Origin of the sequence: Streptosporangium sp. NPDC000095 (genome assembly GCF_042899335.1) — a bacterium.
In the GTDB taxonomy this organism is placed as follows: Bacteria; Actinomycetota; Actinomycetes; order Streptosporangiales; family Streptosporangiaceae; genus Streptosporangium.
Genome location: NZ_JBIAZS010000010.1, coordinates 293339 through 319369, shown reverse-complemented (window position 1 = coordinate 319369; position 26031 = coordinate 293339). Strand labels below are relative to the sequence as shown.

Here is a 26031-nt window from a genome sequence, read left to right as displayed (position 1 = left end):
TTGCCAATCCAAAAGCCCGGCTGTTCAGATCCACCCAAGTCAACCGTCCTCCATTCCCGTACCCCTCACTCAACGGCTGCGTCGATGGCCGCCGGTGCTTACGAATCCGACGGCGACCTACACATGACGCACCGACCTTGGGTCGGACCGCGCCGGCCTGACCGGCGTTTTACCGGCCGAGTGCGAATCCTCCGGTCATGGCCACGGCCATGACAGCTACCAATACGCCCGTGCCGATCTTCATCGCCCTGGATTCCACCAGGATGCCGATGGAGAACAGCAGTATGGCCGGGATGACCAGGACGACACTCATCACCGGCATGACTCTCCATACGCCTCGGGTGCCGGTAGGGATGGCAAGGTCTCCCTCCGTGCTGATCGCGGCCGGAAATATCTCGCCTGCCTTTGTCTCCGCCACGGTCTGGATGACAATCGGTGCTCTGGCCGGGTCCTCGAACACGAACCGGACCTTGCAGTCGTATTGGGTGGCGGCGCGGCGCGCCCTCCGATACTCACGGCAGGATAGGACGGTCGCGGTCCCGGGTTCGCCTTCCATGCCGAGCGCCGTCCGCACGTCGGGCACGGTGGAGTCGATGATGAGGACCGGAAATCCCACCAGCGCGAAGAGCAGCATAAGCATCCCCAGCCCAACGAACAGGTTCGCGCCGATCTCGCCGGTCCTCCGAGCCGTCGAGGAAGAGCCGTTCGTGTTGAGGTGCTGCTCCTGCGCCTTCGCGTGTGCTCGGGCAACCTCCCGTCGCCGCTGAGCCCGCGCCCCCTCGCGCGCTCGGGCCGCTTCCCATCGCTGCCGTCTGTTACGGCGCTCCCGCGTCGTCTTCCCCATGATCGGATCATGGACGGCGGCACTTAAGGACAGGTTGCAACCGAATGGGACGGATGAAAGGAAAAGTATGCGGGGTGCGGCGTCAGCACCCTCGTGTATCGGTCCACCGCCCATCAACATCAAAACGGTGAATGGGGGAACCCTGCCCGCGTCGGATCGCTATCGCCACTGGGCGTTCCGTTATCCGCGCGCCGGCGATGTCTTCTTCAGCCGTCGGCGGGCGACGCCTCGTCGGCGCTGAGGGTCCGCAATATGTCGACCAGCGTCGACAGCTGCTCGGGGGTGAGTGGCCTGAACAGCTCTTCCGCCGCCAGTTCATAGCCGGCCGTCCAGTCCTGGGCCAGTGCGGCCCCTTGCGCCGTCACTCGAAGGAGTACGGACCGGCGGTCGTCCGCGCTGGCCTGGCGTTCGAGCAGTCCGTCACGGACGAGCGCGTCGACCAGGGTGGAGGCGGTCCCCTGGGCGATACCGACCGCGAGAGCGAGCTCGGTGAGCCGAACCGGCTGCGAACGTGCCACCTCCACCACCAGGCGCGACCTCGGTGTCGACACCCCATGCTCGCCCAGACGCTCGTTGAAGTGACGTACGAGCACCTTCGCCGTACGACTGAACTCGTCAGCGACCTGTGCTGCGGTCACGCTCTTCCTCGCGTGCGGCATCGCCCACCTCCACTTGACGCCCCCATCGTACGGGAGGTTACATAGACATCGATGCATTGACATCAAACTATTTGATGGCTATGAATCCGGAAGGCGGTCGGGATCGCGCGCCGAGCAGCACCGACAACCGGGCGTGCACGAGAAGTGCGTACTCAATCACAGGGAGTGCAATCATGAAGGTCTTTGTCACTGGTGGCAGCGGTTTCGTCGGCGGCGCTCTCGTCCGTCGCCTCGTCGCCGAAGGACATGAGGTCATGGCGCTTGCCAGATCGGGCTCGAGCATTCAGCGGGTACGTGCGGCCGGAGCCGATGCCGTTCCCGGCGATCTCGCCAAGCTCGGCCCTGCCGGTTCCCCGGCGCCGATCTGGCTCACCAAGCTGCGCGAGGCCGACGCGGTCGTGCACGTCGCGGCTCACATGGAGTTCTGGGGGCCCGACTCGCTCTTCGAGCAGGCCAATCACGTGCCGACCGTCGCCCTGCACGCCGCGAGCGTCGCGGCCGAGGTGCGACGCTTCGTGCTCATCAGCGCCGCGTCCGTCTCCACGGGCAGTCAACGTCGTCCCGTCGTCGACGAGTCGACGCCGGAAGGCCGGCCGAACATCGCCTACAGCCGGGTCAAGCTGGCCACCGAGCGCGCACTGTTGAAAGCCAACAGCGAGAACACCGAACTGGTCGTGCTCCGCCCGCCGTTCATCTGGGGGCGCGGAATGACGACGATCAACGAAATGGTCAAGGTCGCCGAGGCGGGGCGGTTCGCCTGGATCGATCACGGTAAGCACATCGTCGACTTCGTGCACGTCGAAAACCTGGCCGCTGCCGCGATCCTCGCGCTCACACGGGGCCGCCACCGTGGGGTGTACTACGCGACGGACGGCACGCCGATGCCCATTCGAGACTTCCTCACCCCTTTGCTGGCGACCCGCGGCGTGGATCTGTCCAAGAGCCGCAGCGTCCCTCTGGCGATGGCAGCGCCCATGGCCGCGATGATGGACCGCACAGCGCGCCTGCTTCGCCGCAAGACGGCGCCCCCGCTGACGAACTGGCTGGTGAGCTTCACCGGCCGTGACCGTTCCTACGACATCACCGCCGCGCGGAGGGAACTGGGCTACTCGCCTGACGTGACAGTGGAGAAAGGTCTGGCGGAGATGAGCTTCTCGTGAAGTGACGACCTCGCGCGCCGCAGCCTCACCGCCCTCGCCATGGATACGGTGCCTCACGTTTCCCGTAGGCGTCCCTTATCGAAGAGTTCGGCGTCCACGAGGACGGGCGGCTGTTCCGTACCTCGCGCGGGGGCGTGATCTCCATCGGGACCTACTGCGAGGTGTGGAAGGCTGCGCGGGCCTTCGCCCTGACTCCCGAACAGCAGGTCTCCCCCCTGGCGGCCCGGCCGTACGACCTGCGCCACGCGGCGATGTCCCTCTGGCTCAATGCCGGGGTGGCGGCCCCCGACGTGGCAGAGCGGGCAGGGCACGGGGTGGACGTACTTCTCAAGGTCTACGCCAAGTGCATCGACGGCGGCACGGAGATCGCCAATCGCAGGATCGACGACGCATTGGCCGCATGATCGATCACCCCTCGAAGAGGCTCCGGAACCCCCCGAGGCCTCTTCTGTTTTCCTGGCGCTACCTGCGCGGACGCGACCAACATCACTCCGCGTATATTCCGCGAACACCGACTCAGGGCCGCTCACGGTGGCCTACGGCTGCACACCCTGGAAACGATCAACGGCGCCTGGTCCGGGGGAAGTCCCTGGTCAGACGCCGTTTTCCGAGCTGGGCGAAGAGCGTGGGATTCGAACCCACGAGACCGGTCACCCGGCCTAGCGGTTTTCAAGAGGGCTGCCTTCCGAGCAATGACAGGGCCCCTGACCAGGCCATGAGGCTCTTCTCGGATCTCGGCCACGGAAGATCATCCCGCGCATATCCCACGGGCTCCTGGTCTCCGATCACCATGGCTGGTGCCGCGGATCATTCCTTCCCCACCAACGGAAGCTTTTTCCTCCCCAACTCTTGACCTGCTCCCCAGGCCGTCCGAGACCATGTCGATCATGTGGTTCTTCCGCTTCTTCGCCATCGGGCTCCTCAGCGGGACCGTGATGGTCCCGCTCCTGCACTCCCCACGGGGCGAGGGATTCGAGCATCTGCGCTTGGACGCGATCATGAACCTGGAGATCGGCTGGTTTCTCATGGTCCCGACCTCACTGGTGGTCGGAGTCTTTTGGGTCGGCTTCTTCAGCAAGCGGACCCGGCCGGTGCCCCCGGGCTTCGTCCTGGGAGGGATCACCATCGCGTTCGGAGCTCTGGTCTTGTCACAGGCAATGGCCACGTCACGATGGCTCAACAGCTGGCCTTCCGGAGTCGGCGATCCGGACGGCGAATACGTCATGGCGGCGTTCGCCGAGCTGTCAGGAGTGGTGACCCTGCTCGTCGGCGCGGTGATCTTGATCAGTCGAGGCGTCGCCGTCCGGCATTCACGGAAGATGACCGCCCCTGCATCCATGAGCCGCTGATCAACGTAGAACGCTGGTGTCGTCTCAGCGTATTCGATCGGTTGAGGAAAGGCGAGCGCCGTGAACCTTCATGACCTCCGGCTGTGCAGCCGTGGCGTTATCCACAAGATTTCAAGTCACGGAGATCCGGTCTTCCGTAATGGAGATATCCTGCGGCCCGAGTTGCGTAGACAGTAAACCATCCTGATCGCTCAGTAATGTGATTAAGGTCATATTGTCGGAAATAATCTTCAGGCATATCGTTCTCTCATCCGAGACGGGCACGCACAAATTTTCGAGAAACTCGAATCCTCGACATTGCAAGGTCCCCGTCCCCTACCTGACGCGAAGACCTCTCTTTGGCCTGCGTTCTAACCGCCATGTATGACGTCTGTCGCTACATCATCCGTTGATACTCCTCCCGACTACCGTCTGTGAATCGTGTACCGCAGACAAGACAACCATGCCTTCTCGGACTTCGAAGCGCACATGTTTCTTGCTGACCCATTCCCGGGCCGTATCAAGGAAGGTGCAATGAGAAAGAGAAGCCTGGCCGTCCTCAGTGCCTTAATCATGGCACTCACATTCGTCAATGCCATACCACAGGCCTTTGCCACTGCAAGTCCCGCGCCTACGCCTACGCCGGTCGTCGACACCAAAGAACTGAGTCTCGCAAACAAACCGCTACTCAGCCGAGACGCTCGAATCAAGCCCAGCCAGGATACCTGCAAGGGTCTCGAAAAGAAGATCGCTAAAGAGAAGCCGCCGGCAGGAACCATTCTCACCTGTTCCCGCCCTGGCTGGGATTCTTCGGTTAAGGTCCCTGCGCGCTCCGCTTACCGGGATGCGGAAGGGCACTCGACGCTGAACAATGCAACGGAGTGCGGAACCGTAGGTTGGTACGAGACGCGCACCTACTCGTGTAGGCAAGTAGAAGAAACGACGGATGTCGTAGAGATCATCTATCCGCAAGGGCCGCTACCTGTTCCGCGGAAAATCGGCCAAGTAAACACTTTCCACGAACTTGAGATCACCGTGGATAATATCGCGGCTCCAGGGCAATATGTCTACTCGCACAGAGCGTGGCTGAACCCAGAAGATCCGGGGACTCAGACGGTTATAACCGTAATTCACGGGCCGGTGGCCGTTTGGCCGGGACTCACCATTACCAGCGAGGCAGACTGCGCGAGCAGCGACGGCTGTGCAGTCGTCAGCGGGGGATTCGATCAGCAAGAGCTACTTCCCGGAGGGCCACCAGCAGTTGGCGCGTGGACATTCGAGTTTACGCCCGCCGAACCGAACATGATCTTGTACGAGTACCCGTATGGCACTTTCGAACTCCATAGCGCCAGTCCACTAGACTGGAAGGGTGAACCTAAGGCTCTCGCGACCCGGGTAATCCGTTGCGACAACGCGCTACCAGGCAATAACAACACCAAGGGCTGTGTCTTTGACTCATTCCGCCCAGTTATGGAATACAGCTTCAACCCCAATGCGCCAAATGGATTCCCCGAACTAGCTCAACACATTCAGGACGCGCAGAACGGCCAAGGGACTCCAGGTCGAACAGGCGGTGGCCCCCTCCCGGGTGCGCCGGGGTTTCCGAATAAGGATGATGGGGTGCCGCTCACCCGCGGCAATACCGGTCTCGGCGAGAAGAACCGTGCGGCAGCCTGTACAAGGACGTGGAAGAGAAATAACGCTACCGCAGGAAAAACCTGTGATGAATATCCTATGGCGTCGACTCGGGAGGGCGGAACCTCTGGGATTGGATTCAGCCGCCGAATGATCGACGAGCAGCATAACTCAAACGGGGGAACCTATCTATTTACAGCTTTCTACACGCCACAACGGGTAATTGACGGCGACAAATTCTATGTACACGTCATCCCGTGTACGACTGAAGCCTGGTGTGTGACTCCGGATCCGAACGAGCCATCGAGCACCATCCCTCCGGGACCAGCGTTATTGAGTTTGGATCTGTCAGCAGGGAACCGCCGCACCCCCGTGTCAGGTCTTTATGACTGGTCAAGAGCTGGATATCGCGAAGGTGCTGCGAGTTTGCCTTCCGTAAGTGACTTCAATACATCACCTTCTTGCGAAATAACCGAAGCAGAGCTAGCCAGCAACTACGGCGTGGTTCCTGACGACGACAACGACGACACAAACGGTCTTCAGGCCGCCATTGACGCAATCAAGAGCGATTGCTCACCAACAGCAAATTATACAAGCCTTAGTCGAATCCGGCTGCCGGCGGGCGAGCTAGCAATAACACATCAGATATACGCTGACGCCGACTACCTGGTGATTACTGGTGCCGGCAATGATCCGGAAAACGGCACTCGGCTCATCTATTCGCCGGATGAGAACACGTTGTATGACGCGGTTGCGGATGACGGTTCGCGCTGGGACCAAGACGCAATGATTTTCGCTGATGCTAAGGGAGGCTGGATTTGGCCCGGACGAGGGCTGTTCCGCGTTCAGTCGCGAGGAGTCCACTCCTCTTACCTCGTCCAGCATCTGGCTGCGCCCAGTAATAGAAAAGACTTGTTCGAGGGGACTGTAAACGTCCACTGGAAGGCTGGCGCAAAGCTTCGTGACAAGCCAGGGGACGCTGGTTTCGCTGCGCGTGAGGGCGAAACAAAAGTCTTCATCGCCAATAACACCAGTAGCGCCATCATGAACACAATTCAAGTCGGCGGCTATATCAACATTCGTGCTGCAAACACCATGAACTTCTATCGGACCATGAAGGCTGTTCCCACCGAGTGGGAATTGCAAAATCTGCATATGCGGCAGCAGATTTTCGAGATTACTGGTGTCGGCAGGTCCAGCAGTGACAAGTGGGTCACGATAGATAAACCTCTGGAGTACGACGTTCCGGTCACGTCAATATCAGACGGCTCCGAGATGATTACCGGCTACGATGCGGCATACGATTCCAAGGCATCACCTCTGGTTGACCCCGTCTTAGGCGTTGGATTCGAGAATCTATATTTCGCACAAGATGCGAATATGGACTCAGACGACGCCATCAGTAACTACGGAAATATGGCCCCAGAGGCGGCGATGCATGGCATCGTTTTCAAGTGGGCCGTGAATAGCTTTGTGCGCAACGTGCACGCCGAAATGGTCGGCTCTCATCCGATCGTGACCGAAGAGGCCAAGAATCTCACGGTCGTCAATAACTACCTGGAAGGGTCCTGGAACAAAGGTAAAGGCGGGAACGGATACTTCCGGGGATCCCGGGTCTGGGATTCCCTGTATGCGGGCAACACAACACGATACCTGCGCCATTTCACATTCCAATGGTCGGCGTCTGGAAATGTCGCGATCGGAAACAGTTTCGACTCCGATCTCAATCTTCATGGAGGCTGGGAGCGTAACAATCTCTTCGAGTTGAATCAGGTCTCCACGTCATATTCTCACCGCCCTGGAAGTTGCAAGAGCAACTGCGGGGACGAGGGTAATAGCGCACCAGATAGTTCCGACTGGTTCCCGATCTGGTGGGCAACGGGACTGAAGGCCGTTAAATGGTCAGGATCTTCTGGGCCAAACAATGTCTTCTACAATAACACCCTCAAGAAGCAATTGGGCAGCATCGAAGGTGCATACGTCGACTACTATGATGACCCCGGCAGGGTGTTCCGCTTCGGAAGTTCGGGGAACTCGTTCAAGCACATGGAGTATAATGGCGCCCCAATCGCTGACTGGGCATTCAACGAGCAGCGCAACTACACCGGGAATGCAGGTGTGGACAGCAGCTTAACTGATAACTCGGATTCGCTCTTCCTCAGTAACGTTTCTTAGCGACCACCCGACACCACTGTGACCGACTGAAGGAGGACGGGCGGTCACAGTGGTGTACCACGTAGAGTCATTTGAATCAGACAAGGAGCAATGATGTCACTTAACCGCGAGGCCGAACCGCAGATATTCGAAGGCGAAATCCTGGCTTACAAGAACCAGTATCTGATTACTCACTCTATCAACATCGAAAGCATACATACCGCAGGCGGGAATGGTTTGGTAGATATCTATACAGGTTCGGTGAGAATTATCACAGGATTGGATGATGGGGAAATTAATCTACGTCTAGAATTTCATTCTTCCGAGCCGCCTATCCAGGTTGGCCTGTGGGATGAAATTGTTGACTTTAGTTTTCATGCCGATGAAAATTTTTTCCTTGAGACGTTATATGGTGGTGGCGCCGACCACTTTCCATTGATAAATTTTCGAGGTGCTGGTGACTATCGAATCAGGGCATATGCTCGGGGGCGCGACGAGGCCAGCGCCACGCTGGAGCCTGTCGAGTTCCATTCGCTCCATGTATGGCTGGGGGCTCCAAAGCCGATCTTAAGTCACCAGCATCGCGATGCTAAGGGGGAGTATTGGCGAGATGCGGTGCGCAGACGGGGGCGATAGAGATTCTGGTATCCATAGCTAACGGCTGAAGCATGAAAGCTTGGGTAGATGGGAGCGGCGGCTTCGGCTGATGCACTAATGCCTTCCTCGGCTATGGCAGGAGCGAGGTGCTGTCTGGCACGATCGGTAAGTGTTGCCGTGAGCGAGGTGTGCAGCTCGACCTGACTCAGTGCTGATAGCGACCGTCCTGAGCGTGTCGAGTCCGGAACCGTTCTGACGGGAAATCCGGTGGTTAATCGCCCCTGCGAGGGGTCGCAACGTCAGTATGACGGCCCAGTCACGCGTTCCGTTGAGCCGGAGCTGAGACATCCGATGGGCGGGGTGCGTCAAGTCGGTCCGGAGTGACCGCCGACGCGATCAGCAGTTCGTGACCCCAGCAACCCGCACAGGCCCCGGTCTTGCTTCAGAGCTCACCGCTCACCAACGCACAGAATGTCGATGTCCCCTCACGGTTCTCGAGGCAAGATTCTCGCGCGCGACATGGGAGAACACCTCAAGATTCATCCCGCACATATCCCGCGAACACCGGCCGAGAGCCGCTCACGGTGGCCTACGGTTACGCATCCTGGAAACGATCAACGGCGCCCGATCCGAGGGAAGTCCCTGGTCAGACGCCGTTTTCCGAGCTGAGCGGAGAGCGTGGGATTCGAACCCACGAGACCGGTCACCCGGCCTAGCGGTTTTCAAGACCGCCGCCATCGTCCACTAGGCGAGCTCTCCTGGTGACACGTCCAAAGAACGTGTCAGATTGCACCCTAGTCTCTCATTGGCCCGAGCGTGCCCGGACCCGGCAGGCGCCGTGGCTCCGATCTGGAGTCGCGGCGCCCGCCGGTGTGTGGGTCAAGCTGAGGATCGTGTGTGGATCAGGGCTGAGGGCCGGCGAAACCGTCGCCGACCGAGGCGGCCAGGCGGAGGTAGGACTCGCGGGTGCCGGCCTGGAGTCTTTCCAGGTCGATCTCCGCGCCCTCCTCGAGGTGCGGGTCGTAGGGGACGCGGACGACGGCGCGGCAGCGGGCCGCAAAGTGGGCTTCCAGGCGGTCGAGGTCGACGGTCGACTTCGAGCGCGGGCGGACGCTGCACAGCACCACGGTCGCGGAGCGTACGAGCTCCTCGTAGTGGTGGGCCTCCAGCCAGTCGAGGGTCGCCGAGGCGGCGCGGGCGCCGTCCACGGAGGGGGAGCTGACCAGGACGAGCTGATCGGCCAGTCCGAGCACGCCGGACATGGCCGAGTGGAGCAGGCCGGTGCCGCAGTCGGTGATGCAGATCGAGTAGAAGTTCTCCAGGACCTGGGAGACCGACTGGTAGTCGGCCGCGCTGAAGGCCTCGGAGACCGACGGGTCCCGGTCTGAGGCGAGGATCTCCAGGCGCGACGGGGCCTGGGAGGTGAAGGCCCGTATGTCGACGTACCTCTTGATCTGCTGACGCTCGTTCAGCAGGTCGCGGACGGTCGCGGAGGTTTCGAGTTCGACCTTGTCCGACAGGGTGCCGCGGTCGGGGTTGGCGTCGACCGCGATGACCCGGTCGCCGCGTACCTGGGCCAGGGTGGCGCCGAGGCCGACCGTGGTGGTGGTTTTGCCGACACCGCCCTTGAGGCTGAGTACGGCGACACGGTGGTGGCCGGTGGCCACCGGGGTGCGTGCGCGGCCGACCAGCTCTCTGCGGCGGCGGACCTCCGGGGACTCGCCCGGCTTGATCAACCCTGCCGACGCCTTGTAGACGAGCTTCCGCCAGCCGCCGGCGGGCGCGTTGCGGCGGCCCCTCAGCAGCGACTCCGGATCCAGGCTGTCGGCGGACGGCCGGGGAGCCGTGCCCGGAGGCTGCTGCCTGGCCGGTGCGCCGAAGGCGGGTGCCGGGGCCGTCTGGCGGCGGCGTGCCTGGTACGGCTCCCGAACCGGTTCCGCCGCGTCCCGACCGGGTGCGAAAGGGCTCTCCCGTTCCGCCGTGTCCCGGTTGGATGCGAAAGGATTCTCCCGTTCCGCCGTGTCCCGACCGCGCTTCTGGGGTGAAGGGGTCTCCCGTTCGGGGGCGGGGGGCGCGTCCCGGCCCGGCGAGAAGGCCGTGGGGCCGGAGAAGGCGGCGAACCCGGAGGAAGAAGACGACGGTGAGCTGGAACGCTCCGTGTCGAAGGAGCCGAACGAGCTGAAGGCTCCGGAGGAACCGGGAGCGTCACCGAAGGCGCCCGAGGTGGGCTTCGAGCCGAAGGCACCCGCCGTGGAGGGGCGCTCCGGCGACGCGGCCGCTTCCGGCCTGTCGGTGCCGAAGGATTCGGATGCCTGGAACGACTCCGACTCCGACTCCGATTCGGGCTCGGAACCGGGCGGAGAAACGGGCGCGGGAACAGGGGCGAAGCGATCCGGAGCGGGTTCGAAACGCTCGGACGCCTGCCTGGGCGACGGCGACTCCTTCGCCGCCGACGTCACCGTGGAGTCGAAGGATCCGAAGGGCTCGAAGCTCGTACGGTCGCGGTCGTGCTCGGCGCCGGTGGAGGGGAAGCGGTCGGCCTCTGCGGCCCCTGACGAGAATCGGTCGCCGTCGTCGGACGAACCAGACGTACCGGAAGGGCCTGACGCGCCGGACGAACCAGATGTGTCGGATGCACCGGACGTGCCGGATCCCGTGGTGCCGGAGGCGCCGGACGGGGACCGGTCGGAGTCGGTGCTTCCGGTGGAGAGATCTCCGCTGGTCGAGGAGAAGTCCTTGTCCCCCGAGGCGGGGCGCGTGTCGCCGCTTCCGAAGGAGAAGCGGTCGGAGTCGGTGCCGCCGAACTCCTTACTGCCGAAGGTGAACCGCTCGGTGTCCGAGGAGGACGGCCTGAGCGGCTCCAACTCGGAGGGCTCCGCCGAGGCGGGAGCGGCCGGCTCCGCCGGACGCTGGGGTTGCTCGAACAGCCCTCGGGACGGCTCCTGGGCGGGCGCCGCGAACGGGGTGCGGATGTGCGGCTCGGTGAAGTCGCCGGCGCCGTACTCGCCGGTGTCGGCCGACTCCTGGCGCGGCAGGGGCTTGAGCGGCTCGAGAAAACCGTCGTTGTCCTGCTTGCCGGACGCCGGGGCGGGCACGGTGAACGACGTCACCGTGTCGGAGGCCTCCATCCACTCGGCCGCGTCGGCGTCCTCCACCGGCGGATCGGTGTCCGGGTGGGCCGAGTCGACAGCCGCACGGAACAGCGGCGAGGACGTCGTGTCGGGCTCGGTCGGGACCAGACTCCAGGGATCCTTCGGGTACGGCGAGACGACGGCGTCGTCCACCGCGGTGGCCTTCACCGCCAGGGCGGGCGCCTCCTCCTCCTGCTCCTTGATGGCATCCAGCCACGCGAGCTGTTCCTCGAGAGATTCCTCACGATCGTGTCTTGCCACCGTGTTCCCCCTCGGGATGGGCATAAAAGGGCAGCAAACACATAGCAGGTTAACGCCCTGTGTTCATGTCAACGCGTGCAACCACCAAGTTGGGGCTCAGCGGATACCTTTTCTCACATGCGCGCCATCGTGATCGATAAACCAGGCGGACCGGAAGTTCTGACGTGGCGGGAGGTTCCCGACCCGCTACCCGAACGTGGCGAAGTCATCATCGACGTGACCGCCTCCGCGGTCAACAGGGCCGACGCGCTCCAGCGTCAGGGCTTCTACGATCCGCCCCCCGGCGCCTCACCGTACCCGGGCATGGAGTGCTCCGGCGTGGTCGGGGCGGTGGGCCAGGACGTGGAGGGGTTCGCGCCGGGTGACCGGGTGTGCGCGCTGCTCAGCGGAGGTGGGTACGCGGAGAAGGTCGCCGTACCCTGGCAGCAGGTCATGCGGGTGCCGGAGGGCGTCGACCTGGTCGAGGCCGCCGGGCTGCCCGAGGTGGCCTGCACGGTCTGGTCCAACGTCTTCATGACCGGACGCCTGCGGAAGGGCGAGACCCTCCTCGTGCACGGCGGTGCCAGCGGGATCGGCACGATGGCCATACAGCTGGCGAAGGCGTTCGGCTCGCGCGTGGTCGTGACCGCCGGGTCCCCCGAGAAGATCGAGCGCTGCCTGGAGCTGGGAGCCGACGAGGGGATCGACTACCGGCGGGAGGACTTCTCGGAGAAGGTCAAGGCCGACGTGGTCCTCGACATCATGGGCGGCAGGTATCTTCCGGGAAACATCAAGGTTCTCAAGACAGGGGGGCGGCTGGTCGTGATCGGCCTGCAGGGCGGCGCGAAGGGCGAGCTGAACCTGGGAGCCCTGCTCGCGAAGCGGGCCTCGGTGTACGGCACCACGCTGCGCTCCCGGCCCGTCGACGAGAAGGGGGTCATCGTGCGCGGGGTCGTCGACAACGTCTGGCCCCTGCTCGACGCCGGGGCGATCCGGCCGGTGGTGCATGCCCGGGTGCCGATGAGGGAGGCGGCCGAGGCTCACCGCATCCTGGAGTCTGGAGAACACGTCGGGAAAATCCTGCTAGTAAGTTGAGGCTATGAACGCTGAGGAGAGCACTCCGCACATCGTGGTCGTGGGTCCCCAGGGCTCCAAGGGCGAGGAGGAGGGCGAGAGCAGGTCCATCGCCGACCTCGTCGAGCAGCCCGCCAAGGTGATGCGCATCGGCAGCATGATCCGTCAGCTCCTTGAGGAGGTCCGGGCGGCTCCTCTGGACGAGGCCAGCCGCAAGCGGCTCAAGGAGATCCACGAGAGTTCCATCAAGGAGCTCGAAGACGGTCTGGCGCCCGAGTTGGTCGAGGAGCTGGAACGGCTCTCGTTGCCGTTCACCGAGGACGTCAACGGCACCCCGCCCAGCGAGGCCGAGCTCCGGGTCGCCCACGCGCAACTGGTCGGCTGGCTCGAGGGGCTTTTCCACGGCATACAGACCACCTTGTTCGCCCAGCAGATGGCGGCTCGCGCCCAGCTGGAGAACATGCGCAGGGCTCTGCCCGGTGGCATGTCCCTACAGCAGCAGGAGGGAGGACCCGCGGGTAACGCGGGCCCCTACCTGTAGAAGGCCCGCGATCCGGCGAGAGTACGGCGAGAGCCGGTGGCCGCCCCCGCCCGCGGAGCCTTCACGGGACGCCTTCATGGGGTTCGCGAAACCCGTCCCCCTTGTAGAGCTCCTCAAGGACTCCGGCGACCCCGTCGTCGTTGTTGGCCGCGGTCACGTGATCGACCGCGGCCAGCACCTCCGGGTGTGCGTTGGCGACGGCGTACGAGGTGCCGGCCCACCTGAGCATCGGCAGATCATTGGGCATGTCACCAAAGGCGACCACCTCTTCGGCCACGACACCGAGCGTCATAGCGAGATGGGCCAGTGCCGATGCCTTCGTCACACCGTGCGCGCTCATCTCTATCAGTGCCCGGCCGCTGGAATGGGTGGGGGTGACAAGGTCACCGACCAGCCCGTAAACCGCCTCATGGAGGATGTCGGGGTCCATTCTGGGATGCAGCGCTAGAAGCTTGGCGCAGGGCCGCGAGGTAAGTGCGTCCGTTCCGACACGGCGTCCGACGACCGTCTTGCTGTCCCATCTTCCGAGACGGAAGTCCGATTCGTGGGCGAATCCGCCCTCGTATTCCACGGAGAAGGCGAGGTCGGGCACCTTTTCGCGGAGGCGTCTCACCACCTCTTCGAGCACGTCCGGGTGGATGAGGTGGGATTTGACGATCTGCTCGCTGTGCAGGTCGTAGACGAGGGCTCCGTTGGCGCATATGGCCAGCCCACGACGGCGTACGGCACCCGCGACCATGCTCATCCAGCGGGGTGGCCTGCCGGTCACGAAGACCAGCGTGGCCCCGGCGTTCTCCACAAGCGCAAAAGCGGCGGCCGTACGGGGAGAGACGGTACCGTCCGAGCGCAGAGCGGTGCCATCGAGGTCTGTGGCGATCAACCTGGGGCTTTGCATAACACGTCCCAGTCTGCACTGTGATAGCCGGTCTGTCGGCCCCGGGATCCGGTCCGAGGAATCTTCCTCATGGCGGGAACACGCCCGCGCCGGATAGTGTTAGATGTGATGGCGTTGTATTAGCTGAATCCCGTTGTGAAAACCAGTTTGACTGAGCCACCCCGGGGCCCGCTGTACGACACATGGGGTTCATGAGGTGTGAATCCCAAAGTTTCAAATCCTGAGGGAGAGCTTTAATGGCTCAGGGAACCGTCAAGTGGTTCAACGCTGAAAAGGGCTTCGGCTTCATCGCACCGGACGGCGGTGCACCGGACGTGTTCGTGCACTTCTCCGAGATCCAGGGCAACGGCTACCGTAGCCTCGAAGACGGCCAGCGGGTCGAGTTCGAGATCACCCAGGGCCAGAAGGGCCCGCAGGCCTCGCAGGTCCGCGCCGTCTGACGCATAGACCTCTTGGTTGAACCGGGAAGACGGGGTTCGCTTCTAGCGAACCCCGTCTTTCTGTTCCCGGACCTTTCGGGGCGTCCCGCGGCACTTCGGGCACCGGCCCCCGCCCTGCGGAGCGCGCCCCGGCGTACCGCCCCGCGTGTTCTCGCCTCGCTTTCGTCCGCGGAGGCCGATTCTCCCCCTTGAGGGCACCGGCCCCGGGCCAGACCCGCGGGGCTCACCGACAGACCGGATCCGAGAGCCGCCAGGCGAGACGCCGAAGAAAGGCCGGGCTGAGCGCCAGGAGCCGCAGAACGAGGTCTCCGAGCGGTCGCGGGTGCCTGTTCACGTCGGCCGGCCTGAAAGCCGCCCGGTGAGGGTGGCGGCCTGGAGTGCGATGGGGCGGCGGGCCGCGACCTAGCGGTCCAGCGCCCTCTCTCCGCCTCTGAGAGCGACCGTAAGGGCTTCGCCAGGGCGACAGCGGGAGGAATCACTCCGTGCCCTCCCGCGGGACTGTGGACGTGCGCGGCGTCACCGGCGAACCGAACTCGCCCGGCACCGAGACGTGCGGATCGCTCGGGTTTCGGGACACACCTCGATCACGAATGCCACCGACCCCGAACCAAGCCTCGTCGCGGTGGATCTACCCGGCCGTGGAAAGCCCGCGAGAGCCCCTCCTTGCCTGGATCGGGCATCCGGCGACCGTGGTCGCCACCTTCGTGCTGCTGATCAACGACCATCTCCTCAAGGCCCTGTGGCCGGGGCTCGTCACCGGCAAGCTGAGCGACGTCGCGGGGCTGCTGGTCGCCCCGCCCGTACTCGCCCTCGTTCTTTCTCTCCTCTTCTCCTCGGTCCTCGCCCTCTCCGGAGGCGGCGCCTCGCTCGCCCCCATCCGGCTCGCCGCCCTCGTGGCGATCACCGCCACCGGTGTCGGCTTCACCCTGGTCAAGACCACGGAGGCGGGCGCGGCACTCGCCTCCAGAGCGTGGACCCTGGCCGCCGGCCCGTCGCTTGTCCTGGCCGACCCGACCGACCTGGTGGCCCTGCCGGCGCTGGGCGCCGCGTGGCTGATCTGGCTCCGGTGCGGTACCGGTCACCCGGTATCGCGGGTCCGCGTGTTGATCATCGTCCCGATCGCCCTTGTCGGGGTCACCGCCACCGCAGGTGAACCGCGGCCGCCCGCGGCGACGCAGGTCCTCATACGTGGCGAGGTCATCGCCGTGGTCCTGGACCAAGGTGCCGAGTTCCTCTCCCGTGACGGCGGCCGTACGTGGATCGGTCACCCCGCACAGGAGCGGAGCACCCGGATCTCTTCGCCCTCACCGGACTCGGGCCTCCCAGACCTCGGTTCCTCGCCCGTCCAGGCCCCCGCGACCCGGAGCTGCCTGCCCGATGACCCCCTGCACTGCTACCGCGTCGTCCCGCCTCGGCTGGCGGTGGACGAGTCGCGGGACGGCGGGAACAGCTGGAGAACGGTGTGGGCGGTCTCCCCAGGGCGTGAGGACGCCCTTCGGCGGCGGGCGGCGGGCACGCAGGACAGGCCATGGCACGGTTCCTCGGCCATCGCGGTCCAGCGCGTACCGGACGGGCACGTGGTGGTGGCGGCCAACGGTGAGGATGGCATCGCCGTACGGGACGCGCGGGGAAACTGGCGGCGGATGGGCCTGTTCGACGGAGGTCTCTCCGCGAACGCGGCGATCCCGCTCGACGCGCCGGGAGTCGATCTGAGGACGGAGCACCGCGTCGGTCTCTTCGTCGGCCTGCTCGGCTTCATGTCCGGCATGGCCGTGGCACGCCGTCACACACGGCGGATCACCGGCGTGACCGGGCCCGCGTACTTCCTCGCCGCGGTCGGTTTCGTGCTCGCCCTGCCGTCCGGCGAACCGCACGTCATCGACATCGGCGCTCTGATGGCCCTGCTCGGCGGCGCCTGCGCCCTCACCGCGACGATTCTCGTGTCGGTGGCGGCGATCCGGGCGCGCGTACCGGCCCGGACCTGGCTGGCGCTCGTCACCATCGCCTGCTGCACGCCGTTCGCGACATGGACGCTCTTCACCGGTTGGGAGGCGGGCGTCATCGACGACTATCCGACGGCGGGGTTCCTCGCCTGGCTCGTCGGCGCGATCGGAGTCGGCGGGTCCGTCCTGGTCGGCTGGGCGGGCGCCGCGCCGACCGAGGAAGCGACAAAAGCGGCGGAACATCCGGCGTGACCACGAAAAGGCCCCGCCGCGGCGGGGCCTTCACTGTGAGTCTCTTCGCGCGGCGCGGGCTTACTTGACGGGTTCGAGCACGTCGAGGCCGACGTACGGGCGCAGCGCCTTGGGGAGCACGACGGAGCCGTCGGCCTGCTGGTGGTTCTCCAGGATGGCGACGATCCAGCGGGTGGTGGCCAGCGTGCCGTTCAGGGTGGCCACGTGCTGGGGCTTGCCACCGGAGTCACGGAAGCGAACGCCGAGACGGCGGGCCTGGAAGTCGGTGCAGTTGGAGGTCGAGGTGAGCTCGCGGTAGCTGCCCTGGCTGGGCACCCACGCCTCGCAGTCGAACTTCCGCGCGGCCGAGGACCCCAGATCTCCGGCCGCGGTGTCGATCACCCGGTAGGGCAGCTCGACCTTGGCCAGCATCTCCTTCTCCCAGGCGAGCAGACGCAGGTGCTCGGCGTGGGCGTCCTCGGGGCGGACGTAGGAGAACATCTCCACCTTGTCGAACTGGTGAACCCGGATGATGCCCCGGGTGTCCTTGCCGTACGAGCCGGCCTCGCGCCGGAAGCAGGAGGACCATCCCGCGTAGCGGTACGGGAGCGCGGAGCCGTCGAGGATCTCGTCGCCGTGGTAGGCCGCCATCGGCACCTCGCTCGTGCCGACCAGGAAAAGGTCGTCGTCGGGCAGGTGGTAGACCTCGCTGGCGTGGGCGCCGAGGAAACCGGTGCCCTTCATCGACTCCGGCTTGACCAGCACGGGCGTGATCATCGGGACGAAGCCCGCCTCGATCGCCTGCTGCATGGCCATGTTGAGCAGCCCGAGCTGCAGCCTGGCGCCGACACCCTTCAGAAAGAAGAACCGCGAGCCGGAGACCTTCGCGCCGCGCTCCATGTCGATCGCGCCGAGGAGCTCTCCCAGCTCCAGGTGGTCCTTGGGCTCGAAGTCGAAGGACGGCTTCTCGCCGATCTCCTCCAGCACGACGTAGTCGTCCTCGCCGCCGGCGGGAGCCCCCTCCTCCACGAGGTTGGACACCGTGTAGAGCAGGCCGTCGAGTTCGGAGCCGAGCTTCTCCGCCTCGGCCTCGGCGGACTTCACCTGCGCGGAGAGATCCTTCGCCCGCTCCAGCAGGGTCGCCTTCTCCTCACCCGAGGCACGGGAGACCGACTTGCCGATGGTTTTCTGCTCGGCGCGGAGCGTCTCGAAGCGACTCAGCGCGCCGCGCCGCCGCTCGTCGAGGTCGAGCAGCGTGTCGACGACAGAGTCGTCCTCACCGCGGGCACGCTGCGACGCCCGTAGCCGGTCGGGATCCTCACGAAGGGTACGCAGGTCAATCACAGCCACAAGGCTACCGATGTACTGCCCGCGCCCGCGCCCGGATTGACCGCCCGCCCTCCGGGGCGGGGTGGCGCCACGGGAACGGAACCCGCTTTCCCGCCCGGCGGGACGTTTCGGCGGGCACCCACCGGCCCCGTCTTCCTCCCCGGGACGCCTTGGAGCCTCCCTGGGACGCCTTGGAGCGGGCGCACCGACCCCGTTTCCGCCCGGCGGACGCCTTCGGCGGGGGTACGCACCGGCCCCGCCCCCTCTGGCGTGCCTTCGGCGGGCACACTCCGGATCCCTCTCGGAGGGCGCCTTCGAAGGGCATACTCCGGCTGCCCCCTGGGATCGGCCCCGGCTCGCGAGCCGGGTGACGGTCAGACCTGACCGTTGCGGATCCTGCCGAGCCAGCTGGCGGCCTCGGTGAAGTCGCCGTCGTTCGTACCACGCTTGATCTGCGGGAAGAGACCGTCGGCACGCGGGTAGCTGCCCAGGAAGCGCACCTCGGCGGAGACCCGGTGGAGACCCGAGATCGCCTCTCCGACGCGGGCGTCGGCGACGTGGCCCTCGAAGTCGAAGTGGAAGAAGTAGCGGCCGATGCCGTCGCCGGTGGGCCGCGACTCGATGCGGGACAGGTTGACGCCGCGGACGGAGAACTCGGTCAGCATCTCCAGCAGCGCGCCCGGGTGGTCGTCGGCGAGGAAGACGACCAGGGAGGTCCGGTCGGCACCGGTCGGCTCCGGCAGCGGTCCGGGACGCGACACCTGGACGAACCGGGTGACGGTGTCGGTGCGGTCGCCGATCCCGGACGCGAGCTCGACCAGTCCGTAGTGCTCTCCGGCGATGCGCGCGGCGATGGCCGCGTCGTACGGCGAGCCGGGCAGCGCGACCTCCTGCGCCGCGGCGGCGGTCGACGGGGCGGCGACCACCACGGCGTCGGGCAGCTCGCGGGCGATGAAGTTGCGGCACTGGGTGATGGCCGCCGGGTGGGTGAAGACCCTCTTGATGTGGCCGATCTCGGTGTCGGGACGCGCCAGGAGCGAGAATTCGACGGGAAGCAGCAGCTCGGCGGTGATGAGCAGCGCCTCACCCCGGGCGAGCTCGTCGAGGGTCGTGGTGATCGCGCCTTCGAGCGAGTTCTCCATCGGGACGACGGCTCCGTCGGCCTCGCCGCGCCGTACGGCATCGAGGGCCGCGGTGACGTTCGGGCTCGGCAGGCGCTCGGCCTCAGGCGCCAGGATGCGCAGGGCTTCCTCGGTGAAGGTCCCCTCCGGTCCCAGGTAAGCGAGTTTCGGCATGGCCCCAGGGTATCCGGCGACTGTCAGAAAATGTGCGCAGGATTACATACCGATACGACCGAATCCTATCCGATCAGTCGAAGTCGTCCCACGTCAGAGGTCGTTTCCTCGTTGATCTTCCCCTCGACGGCCGCCGCGCACCTTGCCCCCTCCCGCTCAGGTCCCCTCGACGGCCGCTTCACGTCCGGGGCCCCCGTCCCTCCCGGGCCGCTCCGCCTCCGGAGCCGTATCCCGCCGGGAGAGCACCTCGAACGTCGCCCTTCGCCGGGGCAGCCACACTCCCAGCACCCAGACCAGGGCCAGCGCGCCCAGCCCGAATCCGTTCTGCACGATCTTGCCCAGCACCGGGCTGAGCACCGGGATCTCCATCGCCTTGATCGTCACTCCCCACCAGGGGATCGGCAGCACGTAGTAGAGCCAGACCCCGGCGGCCACCCGGAGCCTGACCGGGTCGCGCCCGTCACCGACCAACGCGCCGAGCACCACGACCACCCAGGCCAGATGGTGGATCCAGGCGACCGGCGAGAGCAGTACGGCCATCAGCCCGACCAGGGCCACCCCGCTCACGAGGTGCCCGTCGAGCAGCGCTCTACGGGCGTGGCGGAAGCCGTACCAGGCGACCACGGCGACCAGCGCCAGCCAGAGCAGGCTCGTCAGCACGTCGGGGAGGTAGAGCCGGATGAGCATGCCGCGCATCGACTGGTTGGTGGTCGCCGCGTTGGCACCGAGCCGCTCGGGGTCGAGCAACGCGCGGAACCAGAAGTCGGCGGCGTCCGCCGGGATCACCAGGAACGGGAGCAGGGTCAGCAGCGCGGCGGTGAGCGCGGCCACGAGGAAGGTCTCTCGATGCTCCCGTCTCGCGCCGGGTCCGAAACCGGCGATGAGGAAGTAGATCAGGAAGACACCCGGGGTGAGCTTGACCGCGGTGGCCAGGCCGATCAGCATGCCGCGCGGCCACAGCGGGCGCCTGGCCACGCAGTCGGCCAGACAGAGCGCGACGAGCAGGATGTCCACCTGGCCGAAGCGGACCTGGTCCCTGATCGGCATCAGGTAGGTGCACGCGATCATCAGGGCGGCGAACAGCAGCGGCGTCCACAGCCGCCCCCCGCCCGTCCCACCGAGCCCGCCGAATCTCCCCGAGCCGACCAGTCGGGTGCGTACGCCCCGGAGTTTCCCCTCCGTCGGCGCCGGATCCCCACCGGGCGCGCGGGGAGCGGAACCCGGTGAGAGCGGGACCTCGTCCGCCGCTCCCGACCTCCCCGGCACGCCACCCACCCCGTCGAACACGGCGCGGAAGGAGAGCCGGACGGAGACCCCCAGTGTCAGGAAGATCAACGCCGTCCACGCCCACTGCGCCGTCGTCCACGACACCGCCGCCAGCGGCGTGGCGAACAGCGCCGCCACCGGCGGATAGGTGAAGGGCAGCAACTGCGGCGCGGGCGTGACGAACCCGTAGACGGACCGACCCTCCAGGATCGCCGCTCCGCCGGTACGGTACACATCCAGGTCGACCAGACGCTGGTCGTCCACATTGCCCAGCCAGTGGAGCACCAGCGGGGCCACCGCGGCGGCGACGAGCAGCAGCGCGGGCAGCCAGGGCAGCCACGCCGACCACGACGGCCACGTCCATGGGCGCCGCTCGGTCGTGGTCGCCTCGCCAGTCCTCACGAGCAGGCAGGTTACCGTGGGGGCGGGGAAAAGTGGCCGCCCAACGGGCACGGACAGGGGGAACCGGATGGCTTCGGCACACAGCGGTCACGGGCGCGCGTGCCCGGCGACCGGGGGACCCGCGACACGGCCGGCGTTCCGCCGGGTCGCCGGGACCGTGCCGACCGCCGCGTCCCTGCTGTCGGCCCTGCTGTCGGCCCTGCTCTTCGTCCTGCTCGGCCTCCCGGGCACTCCGGAGGCCTTCGCCGCCTCCGCTGTTCCCCATACCTCGGGAGCCCAGGGGATCTCGGGTGCCCTCGACGCCTCGGGTGCCGGTACGGGCGTCTCGGGTGCCCTCGGTGTTCCGGGGGGCTCCGGTGACGGCGTGACGGGCGCCTCGGCGGTGACGCCTCCCGGAAGGGTCGTGATCATCGGGGTGCCCGGCCTGGAGTGGAGCGATCTCGACCGGGAGCGGACCCCGAACCTGTGGAGGCTCGCGGGTGAGGGCGGGTCCGCGTCCATGTCCACCCGGGCGGTCCCGCCGCCCGAACGGGGGATCACCTGCCCGGCGGCGGGCTGGTTGACGGTGTCGGCCGGCCAGCGCGCGGGCGCTCCCGGCACGGGTTGCGAGCCCCCTCGGGCACCGGAGGCGACCCCCGGCGGCGGGGCGAGCGTGCCCGGCTGGGACGAGCTGACCGCTTTCAACGCCACCACCTCCTACCGGCCGGTTCTCGGGCAGCTGGGCGGGCTCGCGGCGGAGGCGGGTCTGAAGGTGGCGGCCGTCGGGCCGGGAGCCGCCCTCGCCGCCGCCGACAAGTCCGGAAAAATCGGGAAATACGCGGCGAGTGTCGAGGAGCTGGGCGACCTGTCCCCGTACGGGCTGATCGTGGTCGAGGCCGATGACCTCGCCAGGGCCTGGACCGGTGACGCCCTCGCCGCGGACGACGTCCTCGCCACGATGACCATCCAGGCCAGGCGGGAGGCCGTGGCCAGGGCCGACCGCGTGGTGGGCACGGTCCTCGACCGCCTGCCCCCCTCGCTCGCCGACGGCACGACCCCGGCGTCGCCCACGGCGAGCACGGCCCCGGAGACCACCGCGCCCGAAACCCCGGCACCGGCACCGGCATCGGAAACCACCGCACCCGGGACCCGGGCACCGGAAACCACGACGCCGGAAACCACCGCGCCCGGAGCCACGACGCCCGAGGCCACGCCCTCCGAAGGCACCGTCCCCGGAACGGCCGCGCCCGGAACGGGGACCACGGTCCTGGTCGCCGGCCTGGCCGACACCTCGGTCGCGCCTCACCTGCACGTGGCGATCGCCCGGGGGCCGTCCCCCGGCGGGGAAACGTACCCGCGCGGCTACCTCACCGCCGCCTCCACCCGCCAGGACGGCCTGGTCACGAACACCGACCTGACCGCCACCGCGATCGGCCTGCTGGGCCTCCAGTCCCCCAACGGGGTCGTGGGACGCGCCTGGCAGGGCGGCGGGGCGAGCGAGGAGCCGGTCGCGGCGACGGTCGAGAAGCTCGCCGACGACGACCTGGCGAGCCAGGTGCTGCGCGAGGTGAGGGGGCCGTTCTTCGCGGTGTTCGTGGCGGTGCAGATCCTGTTCTACCTGCTGGCCGCCGTCGCGATCCGCCGGGGCTGGGGTGGTTCTCGTGCCCTGACGGCCATCCAGGTCGTCGCCGTGGTCAGCGGGGCGATCGCGGTCTCCACCTTCCTGGCGCAGCTGATCCCTTGGTGGAGCCTGCCCGCGCCGATGGTCTGGGTGATCGTGACGATCCTCGGCTTCGCCTGCGCGGTCGCCGGGGTGGCGCTCTCCGGACCGTGGCGGGCGCACCCGCTCGGCCCGCTGACGGTGGTCGCCGCCATCACCTCGGTCGCGCTGCTGGCCGACGTGATGACCGGCTCGGCACTTCAGGTGAACGCGGTCACCGGCTACGAGCCGGTCACCGGCGGACGCTTCTACGGTTTCAGCAACATCGCCTTCGCCGTCTACGCCGCCGGCACGATCCTCGCCCTCGCCGGAATCGCCCAGTGGCTGATCTCGGGTGGCCGTCGGACGCTCGCGCTCGCGGTGTGCGCGGCGTACGGAGGACTGGCGGTGTTCGCCGACGGCTGGCCCGCGTGGGGCGCCGACTTCGGCGGGGTCCCGGCGTTCCTGGTGGGGGTCGCGATCCTCATGATCCTGGTGTCCGGCGGGCGGGTCTCACCGATGAGACTGATCCTGGTCGGCCTGGCGGGCAGCCTGCTGATCGGCGCCATAGCAGTGGCCGACTGGATGCGGCCCGCCGACCAACGCACCCACCTGGGTGCCTTCGTGCAGCAGGTGCTGGACGGGGAGGCCTGGACCGTGGTCGGCCGCAAGTTCGGCGCGATGATCGGGGTCACGGTCGGCAACTGGTCGCTGTCGCTGCTCACGCTGGTCGCGCTGGCGTTCCTGTTCCTGGTGCTCGACCGCCCTTCGCGGTGGGGAGCCTCGGCCCTGGGCCGGGCCTACACGCTCGCGCCCGCGCTGCGCGCCGGGCTGATCGGGGCGCTGGCCTGCTCGCTGATCGGGTTTCTGATGAACGACTCGGGCATCGCGATCCCCGCGATGGCGCTCACGGTCGCGGTGCCGCTGACGCTGGCCGCCTGCGTGCGCGCAGTCCGGCTCTCGCCGCCCACCACACCAGGGCGATCGTCAGTGCCAGCAGCGTCCACGGCACCACCGTCTCCCTGAGCAGGGTCTTGGTCCAGAGCAGGTCATCGGGCCGCGCTATCTCCCTGGCCGGGAGGTAGGCGAGCGACAGCACGGCGACCCTGGCCACCATGAACGCCTCCAACGCGGGCCAGGACGCCATCGCCAGCAGCGCGAAGGCCAGCCCGTCGTACCAGGGCAGCGCGTACGGGGCGGCGAACAGCCAGGCGACCACCATCGCGGCGGCCACGGCCGGGGCGGTGTCGGCGGGCAGCGCCCGCAGCACGAGCCAGGCCAGGCAGGCCATCAGGAGCAGGGACCCGATCTGGATCCACGCCGAGTACGCGCCCGGCCCGAAGAGCGACTGGAGCCCCACCTTGACGAGTTGCCAGGGGGTGGCGAGGGAGACCCTCTTACTGGCGGCGCTCACCTGATCGAGCACGTGCGGCCCGGCGACGGCGTAGATCGCCACCACGGTGGCCGTCGCGGTCCCCGCCACCACGGCGAGCCTGCCCGGCGAGCGACGCAACTCCCACGCGGGTCCGAGGGCGACGAGCCCGGCGTTGAGCTTGACCCCGATGCCCACCCCGAGCATCAGCCCCGAGGCTGCGCCGCGCACCGTGAGCGCGGCGACCATGCAGGCGACGGCGAGGGTGTCGACGTGTATCCCGGCGGCGAGGTGGTAGATCATCAGCGGGTTCGCCGCCCACAGCAGCGCCGCCCGCCGCTGGAGGTTCGCGTCCCCCCTGGCGAAACGGTGCAGCAGCAGCGCCGTACCGACGAACGCCGCCGCGTTGACGACGGCCATCACGAAGACCGTGAGCCTGACCGAGTCACCGCCCACGAGGCTCGCCAGTGCCTGTACTGCGGTGGCGACCGGGCCGTAGACGCTGGTCACGCCGGCCCACTCCTCCACCGCGCCGGTGACGGGGTCGCCGGGCAGGGTGGCGGGGGTGATCGCGTACGGGTCCAGGCCGAGCGTGACCAGGCGACCGTACGCGGCGTAGTTGAGGTGGTCGGCCGAGCCCGAGGGCGACAGGAAGGCGAGCACGCCCGACACGGCGCAACCGGCCGCGAGCAGCAGGCGCGGGTCGGGGCCCCACCGTGACCTGAGCGCGCCGACGAGTCCGAGCCCGCCCAGCACGATCGCGAAGGCGCCCATGGCGATGACCAGATGGGTGCCGGGATGGACGTCCAGCGAGTACGGCGGCTGCCAGGAAGGGCCGGGCAGCCTCGGGACCATGGCCGAGGGGCCGAGCAGCCCGATCAGAACCGTCGTCGCCGCCGAGAGCCCCACGGCTGCGAACGCGGCGATGCCGAGCCTTCGCGGCGTATCGCCGGCGGGGCTCCGCCTGGCGTCGACGACCGACGCATCCCGAGTCACCCGCAAATTCCAGCACACCCGGCGGGGTGCCCGGTTCGGCGCGGGCTTCCAGGCCCGCCGACCTGGTCGACCGGGTGCCGGACCCGGATGCCGGGTTAACGGCGTGCCAGGAGGGCGCGGGCGACGTCGCGGAACTGCCTGGCCCGATGGATCTGGGCCTTCCAGTCGGTACCCGTGGCCCGGTGTGCCATCTCGACCTGAACCTCGCGCACCCGGAAGCCCTTCCTGAGCAGGTCGATCGTGAGACCCGTCTCCACGCCGAAACCGCGCGCCAGGGGGCGGGCGGCCTCGAAGGCCGCCCGGGTCAGGCAGCGCTGCCCGTTGAGCGGCTGGGTGGGGGTCCAGCCGGTGGCGCGCTCGACGCCCTCACGCGCGAGTCTCACGACGAACCCGTGGCCGCCGAGCTTCACCCGGGTGACGAAGACGGCGATCGTCATGTCGGCCTCGCCCGCCGCGACCGGCTCGATCAGCGCGGTGGCCGTACGGGCGGTGTCGCCCAGATCGGCGTCGAGGAAGAGCAGGTGCCGGGGCTCCTCGCCGTCGAGCTGGCGCACGGCGTGGGCACCGCTCTCCATGGCGGCGGCCTTGCCCCGGTTGTGGCTGTGTCGCACGACACGGGCGCCGGCGGCCTTGGCCACCCGTCCCGTCTGGTCGCCGGAACCGTCGTCGACGACCACGACGAGGTCGACGCCGGGCAGCGCCAGGACCGCGGCCACGGTGGCCCCGATCCTGTCGCCCTCATCCTTGGCGGGAATGATCGCCGCCGTGCCGGCCATCGAACACCTCCAGCGTGGTGACCCCGGGCATCAGCCGTGGGGAGG

General features: G+C 67.0%; 19 protein-coding genes, 1 tRNA gene and 1 pseudogene. 10 read left to right on the top strand and 11 right to left on the bottom strand.

What is annotated here, in order from left to right; all coding sequences use genetic code 11:
- Positions 1-169: 169 nt before the first annotated feature.
- A complete protein-coding gene (locus ACFY3V_RS23520) occupies positions 170-844 on the bottom strand; it encodes a hypothetical protein (protein ID WP_389776189.1) in 675 nt (224 codons plus the stop codon).
- Positions 845-1050: 206 nt separating this feature from the next.
- Positions 1051-1482 (bottom strand): MarR family transcriptional regulator, encoded by a 432-nt coding sequence (locus tag ACFY3V_RS23515; RefSeq protein ID WP_350942060.1) that lies wholly within the window; start codon positions 1480-1482, stop codon positions 1051-1053.
- Between the two features lie 194 nt (positions 1483-1676).
- Between ACFY3V_RS23515 and ACFY3V_RS23510 the strand changes: the two genes are divergently transcribed.
- The 5 genes from ACFY3V_RS23510 to ACFY3V_RS23490 all read left to right on the top strand — a co-directional run bounded on the left by ACFY3V_RS23510 (position 1677) and on the right by ACFY3V_RS23490 (position 8416).
- A complete protein-coding gene (locus tag ACFY3V_RS23510; protein WP_362902150.1) occupies positions 1677-2663 on the top strand; it encodes an NAD(P)-dependent oxidoreductase in 987 nt (328 codons plus the stop codon).
- A 134-nt stretch (positions 2664-2797) separates the two neighbouring features.
- Entirely contained in the window at positions 2798-3067 is a 270-nt protein-coding gene (locus tag ACFY3V_RS23505) for a hypothetical protein (protein WP_362902148.1), read from the top strand.
- 393 nt (positions 3068-3460) lie between these two features.
- A complete protein-coding gene (locus tag ACFY3V_RS23500; protein WP_389776185.1) occupies positions 3461-4012 on the top strand; it encodes a hypothetical protein in 552 nt (183 codons plus the stop codon).
- 420 nt (positions 4013-4432) lie between these two features.
- Positions 4433-7801, top strand: a complete 3369-nt coding sequence (locus ACFY3V_RS23495) for a NucA/NucB deoxyribonuclease domain-containing protein (protein WP_389776182.1) — start codon at positions 4433-4435, stop codon at positions 7799-7801.
- Positions 7802-7894: 93 nt separating this feature from the next.
- Entirely contained in the window at positions 7895-8416 is a 522-nt protein-coding gene (locus ACFY3V_RS23490) for a hypothetical protein (RefSeq protein ID WP_389776179.1), read from the top strand.
- Between the two features lie 631 nt (positions 8417-9047).
- Here the strand turns inward: ACFY3V_RS23490 and ACFY3V_RS23485 are convergent.
- Together ACFY3V_RS23485 and ACFY3V_RS23480 are read right to left on the bottom strand one after the other, a co-directional pair.
- Positions 9048-9136 (bottom strand) — tRNA-Ser (locus ACFY3V_RS23485).
- 143 nt (positions 9137-9279) lie between these two features.
- Positions 9280-11769, bottom strand: a complete 2490-nt coding sequence (locus tag ACFY3V_RS23480; RefSeq protein WP_389776176.1) for an AAA family ATPase — start codon at positions 11767-11769, stop codon at positions 9280-9282.
- A gap of 117 nt (positions 11770-11886) precedes the next feature.
- Between ACFY3V_RS23480 and ACFY3V_RS23475 the strand changes: the two genes are divergently transcribed.
- Together ACFY3V_RS23475 and ACFY3V_RS23470 are read left to right on the top strand one after the other, a co-directional pair.
- Positions 11887-12843: an NAD(P)H-quinone oxidoreductase gene (locus ACFY3V_RS23475; protein ID WP_350942053.1), complete on the top strand. Its 957-nt coding sequence runs from the start codon at positions 11887-11889 to the stop codon at positions 12841-12843.
- A gap of 4 nt (positions 12844-12847) precedes the next feature.
- Positions 12848-13363 carry a bacterial proteasome activator family protein gene (locus tag ACFY3V_RS23470; protein ID WP_350942052.1) on the top strand — a complete coding sequence of 172 codons (516 nt, stop codon included), beginning with the start codon at positions 12848-12850 and terminating at the stop codon, positions 13361-13363.
- A 61-nt stretch (positions 13364-13424) separates the two neighbouring features.
- Here the strand turns inward: ACFY3V_RS23470 and ACFY3V_RS23465 are convergent, their stop codons facing one another.
- Complete coding sequence (locus tag ACFY3V_RS23465) at positions 13425-14243, bottom strand: HAD family hydrolase (RefSeq protein WP_389776171.1); 819 nt, start codon at positions 14241-14243, stop codon at positions 13425-13427.
- A 251-nt stretch (positions 14244-14494) separates the two neighbouring features.
- Here ACFY3V_RS23465 and ACFY3V_RS23460 point away from each other — a divergent pair, with 251 nt between their 5' ends.
- The gene (locus tag ACFY3V_RS23460; RefSeq protein WP_012886943.1) at positions 14495-14698 is read left to right on the top strand and encodes a cold-shock protein; all 204 of its coding nucleotides are present in this window, start codon (positions 14495-14497) and stop codon (positions 14696-14698) included.
- On the opposite strand, the pseudogene ACFY3V_RS23455 reads toward ACFY3V_RS23460, so the two are convergent.
- Positions 14608-15240, bottom strand: a pseudogene (locus ACFY3V_RS23455) (hypothetical protein); the annotation flags it as partial. The gene ACFY3V_RS23460 and the pseudogene ACFY3V_RS23455 sit on opposite strands and share 91 nt — an antisense overlap.
- Before the next feature lie 96 nt (positions 15241-15336).
- On the opposite strand from ACFY3V_RS23455, the gene ACFY3V_RS23450 reads away from it, so the two are divergent.
- Positions 15337-16893, top strand: coding sequence for a hypothetical protein (locus ACFY3V_RS23450; RefSeq protein WP_389776168.1), 1557 nt, complete (start codon positions 15337-15339; stop codon positions 16891-16893).
- A gap of 60 nt (positions 16894-16953) precedes the next feature.
- On the opposite strand, the gene serS is transcribed toward ACFY3V_RS23450, so the two are convergent.
- The 3 genes from serS to ACFY3V_RS23435 form a co-directional block, all read right to left on the bottom strand.
- Positions 16954-18216: a serine--tRNA ligase gene (gene serS, locus ACFY3V_RS23445; RefSeq protein ID WP_362902130.1), complete on the bottom strand. Its 1263-nt coding sequence runs from the start codon at positions 18214-18216 to the stop codon at positions 16954-16956.
- A gap of 359 nt (positions 18217-18575) precedes the next feature.
- Positions 18576-19496: a prephenate dehydratase gene (pheA, locus tag ACFY3V_RS23440; protein WP_350942047.1), complete on the bottom strand. Its 921-nt coding sequence runs from the start codon at positions 19494-19496 to the stop codon at positions 18576-18578.
- A gap of 156 nt (positions 19497-19652) precedes the next feature.
- A complete protein-coding gene (locus tag ACFY3V_RS23435; protein ID WP_389776164.1) occupies positions 19653-21164 on the bottom strand; it encodes a glycosyltransferase 87 family protein in 1512 nt (503 codons plus the stop codon).
- A 67-nt stretch (positions 21165-21231) separates the two neighbouring features.
- Between ACFY3V_RS23435 and ACFY3V_RS23430 the strand changes: the two genes are divergently transcribed.
- Positions 21232-23868, top strand: coding sequence for a hypothetical protein (locus tag ACFY3V_RS23430; RefSeq protein ID WP_389776162.1), 2637 nt, complete (start codon positions 21232-21234; stop codon positions 23866-23868).
- Here the strand turns inward: ACFY3V_RS23430 and mptB are convergent.
- Complete coding sequence (gene mptB / locus ACFY3V_RS23425; RefSeq protein ID WP_389776159.1) at positions 23750-25210, bottom strand: polyprenol phosphomannose-dependent alpha 1,6 mannosyltransferase MptB; 1461 nt, start codon at positions 25208-25210, stop codon at positions 23750-23752. The genes ACFY3V_RS23430 and mptB overlap by 119 nt on opposite strands.
- 95 nt (positions 25211-25305) lie before the next feature.
- Positions 25306-25986, bottom strand: coding sequence for a glycosyltransferase (locus ACFY3V_RS23420; RefSeq protein WP_350942042.1), 681 nt, complete (start codon positions 25984-25986; stop codon positions 25306-25308).
- Positions 25987-26031 lie beyond the last annotated feature (45 nt).

Excerpts from the sequence above, each read along its gene's own strand:
- ACFY3V_RS23520 (WP_389776189.1), bottom strand. The coding sequence starts at position 844 with ATGGGGAAGACGACGCGGGAGCGCCGTAACAGACGGCAGCGATGGGAA.
- ACFY3V_RS23510 (WP_362902150.1), top strand. The coding sequence starts at position 1,677 with ATGAAGGTCTTTGTCACTGGTGGCAGCGGTTTCGTCGGCGGCGCTCTC.
- ACFY3V_RS23490 (WP_389776179.1), top strand. The coding sequence starts at position 7,895 with ATGTCACTTAACCGCGAGGCCGAACCGCAGATATTCGAAGGCGAAATC.
- ACFY3V_RS23475 (WP_350942053.1), top strand. The coding sequence starts at position 11,887 with ATGCGCGCCATCGTGATCGATAAACCAGGCGGACCGGAAGTTCTGACG.
- ACFY3V_RS23470 (WP_350942052.1), top strand. The coding sequence starts at position 12,848 with ATGAACGCTGAGGAGAGCACTCCGCACATCGTGGTCGTGGGTCCCCAG.
- ACFY3V_RS23460 (WP_012886943.1), top strand. The coding sequence starts at position 14,495 with ATGGCTCAGGGAACCGTCAAGTGGTTCAACGCTGAAAAGGGCTTCGGC.
- pheA (WP_350942047.1), bottom strand. The coding sequence starts at position 19,496 with ATGCCGAAACTCGCTTACCTGGGACCGGAGGGGACCTTCACCGAGGAA.
- ACFY3V_RS23430 (WP_389776162.1), top strand. The coding sequence starts at position 21,232 with ATGGCTTCGGCACACAGCGGTCACGGGCGCGCGTGCCCGGCGACCGGG.
- ACFY3V_RS23420 (WP_350942042.1), bottom strand. The coding sequence starts at position 25,986 with ATGGCCGGCACGGCGGCGATCATTCCCGCCAAGGATGAGGGCGACAGG.